Raw genomic sequence first — 10,663 nt, 5'->3', positions numbered from 1 at the left:
CAAGGCCGGCGACATCGTCGAACTCGGCATCGAGGGCCTGGGAACGCAGAAGCAGACTTTCCGCGCGGACGCGTAGCTGCCCACAGCCACCGGCGAGGCCTGGATTCCAGGTCTCGCAAAGCTTCGCCGGATGACGCCCTTCTACGCTAGCTGAGCGCCTTGCCTTCGGCATCAAAACGGTAGGTCCGGCCGGGTTGCGGCGTGGCGTAGAGCGTGGCGCCCGCTTCGGCATCGTAGACCCCGAACAGCCGCACCGTGATCAGCCCCGCCTTCTCGCAATCGAGGTAAAGGTTGGTGTCGGCGCCGAGGTGCTCGGCATGGACGACGGTGCCCTTCCAGTCGCCCCTGGCCGGATCGACCGAGATGTGCTCCGGGCGCACGCCGACGGTCTTGACGCTCTCGCCGAGCCGCGCGCCGTCGATGAAGTTCATCTTCGGCGAGCCGATGAAGCCGGCGACGAATTCGTTGGCCGGGGAGTTGTAGAGCTCCATCGGCCTGCCGATCTGCTCGATGCGACCCGCGTTCAGCACCACGATCTTGTCGGCCAGCGTCATCGCCTCGACCTGGTCGTGGGTGACGTAGATCATCGTTGCCTTGAGCCGCCGGTGCAGTTGCGCGATTTCCAGCCGCGTATTGACGCGCAGGGCCGCGTCGAGGTTGGACAGCGGCTCGTCGAACAGGAACAGTTTCGGCTCGCGCACGACGGCGCGACCGATGGCGACGCGCTGGCGCTGGCCGCCCGAAAGCTCGGCCGGCCGCCGGTCGAGATAGGGCTTCAGCGACAGCATGACGGAGGCGGCGTCGATGCGCTTGTCGATCTCGGCGCCGGGCGTGCCGATCTGCTTCAGGCCCAGCCCCATATTGTTCTTCACCGTCAGGTGCGGGTAGAGCGCATAGGTCTGGAACACCATGGCGATGCCGCGCTTGGCCGGCGGGATGGTGGTGACGTCCTGCCCGTCGATGACGACACGGCCGGAAGTCGAGTCCTCCAGCCCGGCGATGACGCGCAGCAAGGTGGACTTGCCGCAGCCGGAAGGACCGACGAAGACGACGAACTCGCCGTCCGACACGTCGAGGTCGATGCCTTTCAGCACCTCGACCGGCCCGAACGCCTTCTTCACATTCTCTATGTTCAGCGAGCCCACGGCATGTTCCTATAGTTTGACGGCGGCGCCGGTGCGCACGCTTTCATCGGCGGCGAGGCAGACGGCGAGCGAGCGCACCGCATCGTCCATGTGGCGTGTGAGGTCGATATCCTCACGGATGGCCTTGAGCAGGTAGGCCTGCTCGCGGTCGCACAGTTCCTGGTGGCCGGGCTCGCCCTGCATGGAAAGGAGTTCGTCGGCCTTCAGGAACTTGCCGTCCGCCCCGGTGGCGGCGCTGTGCAGGCGGATGGTCGAGGTTTTCGTGTGGGTGTCGATGTCGTCCGATTTGGCGCCCTCCGCCATCACGATGGAGACGCAGCCCTTGGGCGAGATCACGTCCTTCACGAAGAAGGCGGTTTCGGAAATCATCGGTCCCCAACCGGCCTCGTACCAGCCGACCGAGCCATCATCGAACAGCACCTGCAGGTGGCCGTAATTGTACATGTCGGGGCCGACCTCGTCGGAGAGCCGCACGCCCATGCCGCGCACCTCGACCGGCCTGGCGTCGGTGATCTGCAGCATCACGTCGAGATAGTGCACGCCGCAATCGACGATGGGCGACATGGTGCGCATCAACTGCTTGTGCGTCTCCCAGGTCGGGCCCGACGACTGCTGGTTGAGGTTCATGCGGAACACGTAAGGCCCGCCGAGCTTGCGTGCTTCGGCGATCAGCCGCATCCATGACGGGTGATGGCGGAGGATGTAGCCGATCACCAGCTTCCTGCCGTTGGCCTTCGCCGCGTCGACCACGCGCTGCGCGTCCGCCACCGTGGTTGCCAGCGGCTTTTCCACGAACACGTGGCACCCGGCCTCCATCGCCCGCACCGCGTAGTCGGCGTGGCTGTCGGAATAGGTGGCGATGCAGGCCACGTCCGGTTTCTCGTCGGCGAGCGCGTCCTCGAACGAGCGGCGGATTTCGAGGCCGGCAAGCGGGCCGGGCAGGGGCACGTCGGAGCGGTTGACGAGCGCCGCGATCCGGAAGCCCGGATTGGTCGCGTAGGCCAGCGCGTGGCTGCGGCCCATGTTGCCGAGGCCGGCGACGACGACGCGCAGGGGCGTTTCGAGACTCATTTCACCGCTCCTGCCGTGATGCCGCGGATCAGTTGCCGCGAGAAGATGAAGTAGAGGATCATGACCGGCAGGATGGCGAGCGACAGCGCCGCCAGCACCGCGTTCCAGTTGGTCACGTACTGGCCGAGGAACAACTGCGCGCCGAGCGTCACCGTCTTGGTGCTTTCGGCCGGCGCCAGGATCAGCGGGAACCACAGGTCGTTCCAGATCGGGATCATGGTGAAGACGGCGACGGTGGCGAGCGAGGGCCGCACCAGCGGCAGCACCAGCCGGAAGAAGATCCGGTACTCGGACAGCCCGTCGATGCGCCCGGCGTTCTTCAGGTCGTCGGAAACCAGCTTCATGAACTCCGACAGGATGAAGATGGCGAGCGGCAGGCCCTGCGCCGTGTAGACGAGGACCAGCGCCGTCAGCGTGTTGACCAGCCCGCTCGCCACCATCAGCTGCAGGATGGCGACGGTGGCGAGCCGGATCGGGATCATGATGCCGAGCGCGAGGTAAAGGCCCATCAGGGAATTGCCGCGGAAACGGTATTCCGACAGCGCGAAAGCGGCCATCGCCCCGAACAGCAGCACCAGGAACAGCGACACCACGGTCACCACGATGCTGTTCCAGAAATAGAGCGGGAAATTGCCCTGCGAGAGCACCGTGGCGTAGCCGATGAGGTCGAAGGTCTGCGGCCCCGGCAGCGAAAGCGGCGTCTTGAAGATGGCGTTTCGCGACTTCATCGAATTGATGATGATGACCAGCACCGGAAACAGCGCGATCGCGGTATAGGCGATCAGCACCGCATGGGCAGCGACGGTGCGCGGCAGCGAATTGGTGGCGCGGCTCATGCCATCCCCCTCAGAACTGGTAGCGCCGCAGGCGCGTCTGGATGCCGAACAGGTAGATGCAGACGCCGACCAGGATGATGAGGAACATCATGGTGGCGATGGTGGCGCCCATGTTCGGGTCGCCGATCTGCAACTGGAAGCCGAAGAAGGCGCGGTAGAGGAAGGTGCCGAGGATGTCGGTCGAGTAGTTCGGCCCGGCGAGCGCCCCCTGCGCCGAGTAGATCAGGTCGAAGGCATTGAAATTGCCGACGAAGGTCAGGATCGAGATGATGCCGATCGACGGCAGGATCAGCGGCAGCTTGATCTTCCAGAACTGCGACATCCCGGTGACGCCGTCGCATTCGGCGGCCTCGATCACCTCGTCGGGAATGGTGAGCAGCGCGGCGTAGATCAGCATCATCGGGATGCCGACGAACTGCCACACCGAAATCAGCGCCAGCGTGGTCAAGGCGTAGGCTTCCTTGCCGAGCCACGGCGTGAACAGGCTTTTGAGGCCGATCAGGTCGAGCAGGTTGGGGGCGACCCCCCACAGCGGCGACAGGATCAGCTTCCAGGCGAAACCGACGATGACGAAGGAAAGAATGGTCGGCACGAAGATCGCGGTGCGGTAGAAGGCCGAGAAGCGCAGCTTCGGGCTGGCGAGCAGCGCCGCCAGAACGACGCCGATCGGGTTCTGCACCAGCATGTGGACGATGAAGAACCAGGTATTGTTCTTGAGCGCGTTCCAGAAGCCCGCCGACCAGCGCGGATCGCCGAACAGGGTGCGGAAATTGTCGAGGCCGACGAAGGTCTGCGCCTGGTCGACGCTGCGGAACAGCGCGAGCTGCAGCGTGCCGAACAGCGGCAGGATCATGATCGCGGTGTAGATCAGCACCGCCGGCGCCAGGAATACGGCGATATGCCAGCGGATCGGCCGTTTCGCTTCTGTCATCGGACGTGATCCATCCCCTCTGGACCTTTTGGAACCAGTATAGCTTTCGCGCGCCATTTGGCGACAGTTTCCCGAAAACGGGTACGAGCCGGACCCGCCCCTCAGAGGGAGGGACAAGAAGATAACCGGGATTGCGAGACTTTTTCCAGGCGAGGCAGGGGAGCGTGGAAGCGTCCCCGGCCTCGCTTCAGGAACCTGCCGACCCCCTTCCAGGCGGGGAGAGGGTCGGGGTCAGCCCTTACTTGGCGGGCTTGTACCAGCTGTCGAGGCCGTCCTGCAGCTTCTTGGCCGCGGCCTCGGGCGTTTCGGTGCCGTTGATGACGTTGGCCGATTCCACCCAGGTCTCGTTCTCGAGGTTCGGCGTGCCGCGCGACAGGATCTGGTAGGTCGAGCGGATCGTCGACTTGCACTTGTCGCGCCAGGAGACGAATTCCTGCGCCAGCGGGTCTTCCATCTTCACCGGCGTCGAGTTCAGGCTGAAGAAGCCCGGCAGGGCGTTGGCGTAGATGGTGGCGAACTCCGGCGAAGCGACCCAGGACAGGAACGTCTTGGCCTGGTCCGCGTGCTTGGAGGCGGCGTTGAGGCCCATGCCGATGTCGGTGTGGTCGGAGATGTAGCAGGTGTCGCCGGCCTTTTTCACCGGCGGCGGGAAGGCGCCCATCTTGAAGTCGACCTGGGCGTTGAACACCGAGATTTCCCACGAGCCGGCGGGGTAGATGGCGGCGCGGCCGAGCGTGAACAGGTTCTGGCTGTCGGGATAGGTCTGCGCCTCGAAGCCGTCGCCGAGATAGGGCTTCCACTTGGCCAGCGTCGCGAAGGGCTCGACCCACTGCGGATCGGTCAGCTTCTGCTCGCCCTTGAGCAGCGCAAGGCGGCCTTCCTCGCCGTGCCAGTAGTTGGGGCCGATGTTCTGGTAGCCCATGGTGGCGGCTTCCCAAAGGTCCTTGGTGCCCATGGCCATCGGGGTGTAGGTGCCGTCTTCCTTGATCTTGTCGAGCGCCGCGAAGAACTCGTCCTCGGTGGCCGGCGGCGTGATGCCGAGCTTGTCGAAGGCGTCCTTGTTGTAGATGAAGCCGTGGATGACGGAGGCCATCGGCACGCAGAAGGTGGCCTTGCCGTCGTCGGTGGTCCAGGCGGACTTGGCGACGTCGGAGAAGTTCTCCATGCCGGGCAGGGTGGTGAGGTCGGCGAGCTTGCCCTTGTTGTAGAGGTCGAGCGAGGCGTCGAACGGACGGCAGCTGACGAGGTCGCCCGCCGATCCGGCGTCGAGCTTGGCGTTGAGGGCGGCGTTGTATTCGGTCGGAGCCGATGGCGCGAAGACGACCTTGATGCCGGGGTTCTTGGCCTCGAAGGCGGGGATCAGCTTTTCCTGCCAGATCTGGCTGTCGTCGTTGCGCCAGCTTTCGATGGTCAGCGTCACGTCCTCGGCAAAGGCTGCGCCGCTGGTCGCCAGCATGCTGGAACCGAGCAGCAATGCCGTCAGCAATTTGGATGTCATGGTAAGTCTCCCTGTTGACCTTTTTCAGGCTTGGTTTGACGAGAAGGGCGGTTGATGCCGCCTGTTCCCCTCGATGACGGAAAGGGCCGGCCGCAGCTTCTGGCCAGTCCCTTCCAGTATCTTCTCGGCGGCCTCGGCGCTGTCGGCGCCGGCGGCAAGCAGCACGGCCACCTTCACCGCGCCGCCGCTGCGGTCGAGCAGCCGGCGGGCCTCGTCGCCGTCGCGGCCGGTGATGGCAGAAACGATGCGGGCCGCGCGCTCGCGCAGCTTGGCGTTGTCGGCGTGGAGGTTGACCATGTAGCCGTCATGGACATGGCCGAGATGGATGGCCGCCAGCGTCGACAGCATGTTGAGGGCGATCTTCTGCGCCGTGCCGGCCCCCATCCGCGTCGAGCCGGCGATGACTTCCGGCGGCGTTTCCAGCAGGATGGCGGTGCCCGCCTGCGTGAGCAACGGCGTCGCGGAATTGTTGGCGATGGCGATGGTGGCCGCGCCGCGGCTGTTGGCTTCCTGCAGCGCCCGCACCGCGTAAGGTGTGGTGCCGCTGGCCGAGACGGCAATCAGGCAGTCGCCGGGGCCGAGCTTGGCCTGGGCGACGGCTTGCGAGGCTTCCTCGGTATCGTCTTCCGGTCCGCCGGCCAGCGTTTTGAAGGCCTCGTTGCCGCCCGCGATCAGGACCTTGATGCGCTCTCGCTCAATGCCGAAGGTGCCGGGCAGCTCGAGGGCGTCGGCCAGCGCCATCAGGCCGGAACTGCCGGCCGCGGCATAGGCGAGCGTGCCGCCGTTACGAAGTTTTTCGGCGACGACTTCCGCGGCTGCGGCGATGGCGGGGATAGCGGCGCGTACGCTGGAGGCCGCCTCGACCTGCGCGCCGACCAGCGAGGAAAGGATAGCGTCCGGGGGCTGGATATCCAGTCCTCCCGCGTTCTGGTGCAGCGCTTCGGTGCGCATTTCGCTCATCCAGTTTCCTCCTTCTGGTGACAATACCAAAAAAATACCACTTGTCTACGGGCATTAACGAATTCTTACGAGTGGAAATCTCCATATGACGGAATAGCGTTTATTTACAGGGGCATACGAGATTAATTTTCCCGGAAGCTGATTGGCTCTTGGCTACTGGTATTTTATTGGTATTATAACGATGAGAGGAGATGCCGTGGTGGATTTCGTACTTGGCATTGATGGCGGCGGCACCAGTTGCAGGGCGGCGGTTGCCCGTGCCGACGGCGTTGTCCTTGGCCGCGCCAAGGCCGGCGCCGCCAATATCCGCACCGATCTCACGGGCGCGCGCACCAGCATCGTCGAGGCGGCCCGGCGTGCGTTCGCCGAGGCCGGCCAGGATCCCGATCTCGTTTCGCGAACGCCGGCCGTGCTGGGCCTGGCCGGCGCCAATGTCGGCACCTATCGCCAGCAGTTGCAGGCGATCCTGCCGTTCAGCCGGAGCCGGGTCGAGACCGACGCCGAGATCGCGCTGGAAGGCGCCGTCGGGGCCGGGGACGGGGCAATGGCCATTCTCGGCACCGGTTCGGCCTATATGGTTCGCAAGGGCGGAAAGTCCCGCGCCATCGGCGGTTGGGGGTTCCAGGTCGGCGACCAGGGCAGCGGCGCGCGCGTCGGGCGCGACCTGCTCGAACAGACATTGCTGGCATATGACGGCATCCGCGAGGCGTCGCCGCTGACGCGCGAAATGCTGGCCGTGTTCCGCGACCGGCCGGAGGACGTGGTGGAGTTCACCACCAACGCCAAGCCGGGCGATTTCGGCGGCTTCGCGCCGAAGGTCTTCGACTATGCCCAGAAAGGCGATGCCGTGGCGGTCTGGATCGTCGACAGGGCGGTGGCCGATGTCGAGGCCGCGCTCGGCGCGCTCGACCTTTCCGACGATGCGCCGCTGTGCCTGCTCGGCGGGCTGGCGCCGCTCTATGCGTCACGCCTTTCGCAACGGTTTCGCCGGCTGTTGCGCGAGCCGCTGGGCGACGCCCTGTCGGGCGCGGTGCGCATGGCGGCGCGTGCATTCGCGAGCCCCCAGGGGGGCGGCAACTCATGATCGAGGACGCCGGCCAGATATTCTCGACCTTCAAGCAGACCGCACAGGGTGGCGCGCCGCTTTACCTGCAATTGAAGAAAAGCATCGAGGACGCCGTCAATCGTGGCCTGATCGGGCCGGGCGATGCTCTGCCTTCCGAGCGCGACATCGCGCTCAAGGCCGACATATCGCGGGTCACCGTGCGCAAGGCCGTGCAGGACCTGGTCAAGGGCGGGGTCCTCGTACAGCGCCATGGCTCCGGCACTTTCGTCGCACCGCGTATGGAGCGCGTGGAGCAATCGCTGTCGCGGCTGACGTCCTTTACTGAGGACATGGCGCGGCGCGGCATGAGCGTGCGCTCGCAGTGGCTTGACCGCGGGCTTTATGCGCCCTCGCCGGAAGAGATGATGGTGCTCGGCCTGTCGTCGAACGAGCTGGTGGCGCGGGTGGCGCGCCTGCGCATCGCCAACGACACGCCGCTGGCGATCGAACGCGCCGCCCTTTCGGCGCGCGTCCTGCCGGATCCCGCTGCCGTCGCGGCCTCGCTTTATGCTACACTGCAGACCGGCGGCAACCGGCCGGTGCGGGCCGTGCAGCGCATTTCGGCGGCCAATCTCGGCGAGGAGGATTCCCGCCTGCTCGAAGTGGCGCCCGGCGTGGCCGGCCTCCACATCGAACGCATTTCCTACCTTGCCAGCGGCAAGGTCATCGAGTTCACCCGCTCGATCTACCGTGGCGACGCCTATGACTTCGTCGCCGAGTTGAGATTGTCGGAGCCGGGCAACATTGGAGACAGGCCTTGAGCGCATCCGCCACCCACATGCGTCGCGAGATCGAGGAAATCCCGGAGGCGGTCGCGCGCCTGCTCGATCGCTCCACGGCAGCGCTGGGCGAGGCGGGCCGCGGCATCCGCGAACGCGACCCGCGCTTCGTCGTCACCGTGGCGCGCGGTTCCTCCGACCATGCGGCAACCTTCATGAAATACGCCGTCGAACTGACGGCGGGCCTCGCCGTCGCCTCGGTCGGCCCGTCGGTCGCTTCCATCTACGGCACCGATCTCAAGCTTGGCGGCGCGGCCTGCCTTGCGATCTCGCAGTCGGGCAAGAGCCCGGACATCGTCGCGCTGACCGAGACCGCCCGTGCCGGCGGGGCGTTGACGATCGCGCTCACCAACACGGCGTCCTCGCCGCTGGCGCAGGCCTCGGACTATGCCATCGACATCCAGGCCGGGCCGGAACGCAGCGTGGCGGCGACCAAGTCGTTCGTCAATTCGGCGGTGGCCGGCCTTGCCCTGATGGCGCACTGCACCGGCGATGCCGCACTTCTGCAGGCGCTGGCGAACTTGCCCGGGCAACTGGAAAAGGCCATCCACTGCGACTGGTCGCCGTTCGCTGAAACCTTGCCCGAGGCTCCGTCGCTTTTCGTGCTCGGTCGCGGCCCCTCGCAGGCCATCGCCAACGAAGCGGCGCTGAAGTTCAAGGAAGTCTGCCGCCTGCACGCAGAGGCCTACAGCGCCGCCGAGGTCATCCACGGGCCGATGGCGCTGGTCGGCCCCGGCTTCCCGGTGCTGGCGCTTGCCGCGCGCGACGCCGCAGAAGCCTCCGTCGTGGCGGCCGCGGACGGGCTTGCCGCCAAGGGCGCCTCGGCCTTCGTCACTGCCGATGCGGCCGGCAAGGCGCAGGCCCTGCCGTTCGTGGCGACCGGGCACCCGCTCACCGACCCGCTGCCGCTCATCGTGTCGTTCTACGCCTTCGTCGAGGCCTATGCCCGAAGCCGCGGCCTCGACCCCGATACGCCGCCTTTCCTCAACAAGGTCACGGAAACCCGATGAGCGCCGTGCTTGCCCTCGGCGGCGCGCGCATCTTCGACGGCGACGCGTGGCATGACGATTCGGCGCTGCTTGTGCGCGACGGCCTGGTCGAAGGCATCATGCCTGCGAACGCGGTCCCGTCCGGCGCGGAAAGCGTCGATGCCGGCGATGGCATTCTTGCGCCCGGCTTCATCGACCTGCAGGTCAATGGCGGCGGCGGCGTCATGCTCAACGATCATCCGGACGTGGCGACGATCGAGACGATCTGCCGGGCGCATGCGCCCTTCGGCACCACCGCGCTGCTGCCGACGCTGATCACGGACACGCCCGAAATCACGGCGGCGGCGCTTACTGCTGGAGCCGAGGCCGCGCGGAAAAAGGTACCGGGCTTCCTCGGCCTGCATCTGGAGGGGCCGCATCTGTCGCTGGCGCGCAAGGGCGCGCACGATCCGAAGCTGATCCGGCCGATGACCGATGCCGACGAGGCCGCCCTGATCGCCGCGCGCGCCGACATGCCGGCGCTGTTGACCACGGTCGCCCCGGAATCTGTCACCCGGCAGCGCGTTTCCACGCTCGCCCGGGCCGGCCTCGTGGTCAGCCTCGGCCATTCCGACACCGATTATGCAACGGCCGGAGCCCACGCGGATGCCGGGGCGACCGTCGTCACCCATCTGTTCAACGCCATGAGCCAGGTCGGCAACCGCGCGCCCGGCCTGGCGGGTGCGGCGATCGACAGCGGCGGGCTGTTTGCCGGGCTGATCGCCGACGGCATTCACGTCCATCCGGCGGTGATGGGCATCGCGCTGCGCGCCAAGCAGGGCCCGGCGCGGATTTTCCTGGTGACCGATGCGATGGCCACGATCGGCACCGACATGACCTCGTTCACGCTGAACGGGCGCACCGTCCACCGCCGTGACGGGCGGCTGACGCTCGATGACGGCACGCTGGCTGGCGCTGATCTCGACATGATTTCGGCGGTGCGCTTCGTCCATCGCCGGATCGGCCTCGATCTCGGCGAGGCGCTGCGCATGGCGTCCACTTACCCGGCCGCAGCGATCGGCCAGGCGCACCGGCTCGGCCGGCTGGCCAAGGGAATGGCCGCCAACGTCGTCAGCCTTGACCGCGACCTTGGCGTCAACGGAGTCTGGATCGACGGCGAGAAGGTTTTCGCCGCCGGGTAAAGCAAGATCCAGGAAAGAATTCTCGCGCGCACCGCCACCCCCTAACCCCTCCCACAAGGGGGAGGGGAAGCTTAAAGCGCTGAGCCAAGTCCCCCTCCCCACAAGGGGGCAGTGTTTACATTGGACTCGTGATGAGGTGTCTGTTGAAGAACAGGGCGAGGGTTATGT

General features: G+C 66.3%; 10 protein-coding genes. 4 read left to right on the top strand and 6 right to left on the bottom strand.

Going from position 1 to position 10,663, the window contains the following annotated elements:
• Positions 1–146 precede the first annotated feature (146 nt).
• The 6 genes from ACFOHJ_RS24710 to ACFOHJ_RS24685 all read right to left on the bottom strand — a co-directional run bounded on the left by ACFOHJ_RS24710 (position 147) and on the right by ACFOHJ_RS24685 (position 6,441).
• Positions 147–1,145, bottom strand: a complete 999-nt coding sequence (locus ACFOHJ_RS24710) for an ABC transporter ATP-binding protein (protein ID WP_378225797.1) — start codon at positions 1,143–1,145, stop codon at positions 147–149.
• A gap of 9 nt (positions 1,146–1,154) precedes the next feature.
• Positions 1,155–2,216, bottom strand: coding sequence for a Gfo/Idh/MocA family protein (locus tag ACFOHJ_RS24705; RefSeq protein ID WP_378225795.1), 1,062 nt, complete (start codon positions 2,214–2,216; stop codon positions 1,155–1,157).
• Positions 2,213–3,052 carry a carbohydrate ABC transporter permease gene (locus tag ACFOHJ_RS24700; RefSeq protein ID WP_378225793.1) on the bottom strand — a complete coding sequence of 280 codons (840 nt, stop codon included), beginning with the start codon at positions 3,050–3,052 and terminating at the stop codon, positions 2,213–2,215. The genes ACFOHJ_RS24705 and ACFOHJ_RS24700 overlap by 4 nt, the downstream gene beginning before the upstream one ends.
• A 10-nt stretch (positions 3,053–3,062) precedes the next feature.
• Complete coding sequence (locus ACFOHJ_RS24695; protein ID WP_378225791.1) at positions 3,063–3,983, bottom strand: carbohydrate ABC transporter permease; 921 nt, start codon at positions 3,981–3,983, stop codon at positions 3,063–3,065.
• 238 nt (positions 3,984–4,221) lie between these two features.
• On the bottom strand, positions 4,222–5,481 hold the full coding sequence (locus ACFOHJ_RS24690; protein ID WP_378225790.1) for an ABC transporter substrate-binding protein: 1,260 nt from the start codon (positions 5,479–5,481) through the stop codon (positions 4,222–4,224).
• A gap of 24 nt (positions 5,482–5,505) precedes the next feature.
• Positions 5,506–6,441: an N-acetylmuramic acid 6-phosphate etherase gene (locus ACFOHJ_RS24685; RefSeq protein WP_378225788.1), complete on the bottom strand. Its 936-nt coding sequence runs from the start codon at positions 6,439–6,441 to the stop codon at positions 5,506–5,508.
• Between the two features lie 199 nt (positions 6,442–6,640).
• Here ACFOHJ_RS24685 and ACFOHJ_RS24680 point away from each other — a divergent pair, with 199 nt between their 5' ends.
• Genes ACFOHJ_RS24680 through nagA form a run of 4 tightly spaced genes read left to right on the top strand, consistent with a single transcriptional unit; the run spans position 6,641 to position 10,495 of the window.
• Positions 6,641–7,525 (top strand): BadF/BadG/BcrA/BcrD ATPase family protein, encoded by an 885-nt coding sequence (locus tag ACFOHJ_RS24680; protein WP_378225787.1) that lies wholly within the window; start codon positions 6,641–6,643, stop codon positions 7,523–7,525.
• Entirely contained in the window at positions 7,522–8,307 is a 786-nt protein-coding gene (locus tag ACFOHJ_RS24675; protein ID WP_378225785.1) for a GntR family transcriptional regulator, read from the top strand. Before ACFOHJ_RS24680 ends, ACFOHJ_RS24675 begins: the two co-directional genes overlap by 4 nt.
• Before the next feature lie 17 nt (positions 8,308–8,324).
• Complete coding sequence (locus ACFOHJ_RS24670; protein WP_378225799.1) at positions 8,325–9,335, top strand: SIS domain-containing protein; 1,011 nt, start codon at positions 8,325–8,327, stop codon at positions 9,333–9,335.
• A complete protein-coding gene (gene nagA / locus ACFOHJ_RS24665) occupies positions 9,332–10,495 on the top strand; it encodes an N-acetylglucosamine-6-phosphate deacetylase (RefSeq protein WP_378225783.1) in 1,164 nt (387 codons plus the stop codon). Before ACFOHJ_RS24670 ends, nagA begins: the two co-directional genes overlap by 4 nt.
• Positions 10,496–10,663: the final 168 nt, after the last annotated feature.

Origin of the sequence: Aquamicrobium soli (assembly GCF_042646345.1) — a bacterium.
Taxonomy (GTDB): Bacteria; Pseudomonadota; Alphaproteobacteria; order Rhizobiales; family Rhizobiaceae; genus Mesorhizobium; species Mesorhizobium soli_A.
The sequence above is the reverse complement of the archived record's forward strand: the minus strand, read 5'-3'. Positions and strand labels throughout refer to the sequence as shown.

Coding starts and splice junctions, on each gene's coding strand:
- ACFOHJ_RS24690 (WP_378225790.1), bottom strand. CDS start 5,481: ATGACATCCAAATTGCTGACGGCATTGCTGCTCGGTTCCAGCATGCTG.
- ACFOHJ_RS24695 (WP_378225791.1), bottom strand. CDS start 3,983: ATGACAGAAGCGAAACGGCCGATCCGCTGGCATATCGCCGTATTCCTG.
- ACFOHJ_RS24670 (WP_378225799.1), top strand. CDS start 8,325: ATGCGTCGCGAGATCGAGGAAATCCCGGAGGCGGTCGCGCGCCTGCTC.
- nagA (WP_378225783.1), top strand. CDS start 9,332: ATGAGCGCCGTGCTTGCCCTCGGCGGCGCGCGCATCTTCGACGGCGAC.
- ACFOHJ_RS24675 (WP_378225785.1), top strand. CDS start 7,522: ATGATCGAGGACGCCGGCCAGATATTCTCGACCTTCAAGCAGACCGCA.
- ACFOHJ_RS24685 (WP_378225788.1), bottom strand. CDS start 6,441: ATGAGCGAAATGCGCACCGAAGCGCTGCACCAGAACGCGGGAGGACTG.
- ACFOHJ_RS24700 (WP_378225793.1), bottom strand. CDS start 3,052: ATGAGCCGCGCCACCAATTCGCTGCCGCGCACCGTCGCTGCCCATGCG.
- ACFOHJ_RS24705 (WP_378225795.1), bottom strand. CDS start 2,216: ATGAGTCTCGAAACGCCCCTGCGCGTCGTCGTCGCCGGCCTCGGCAAC.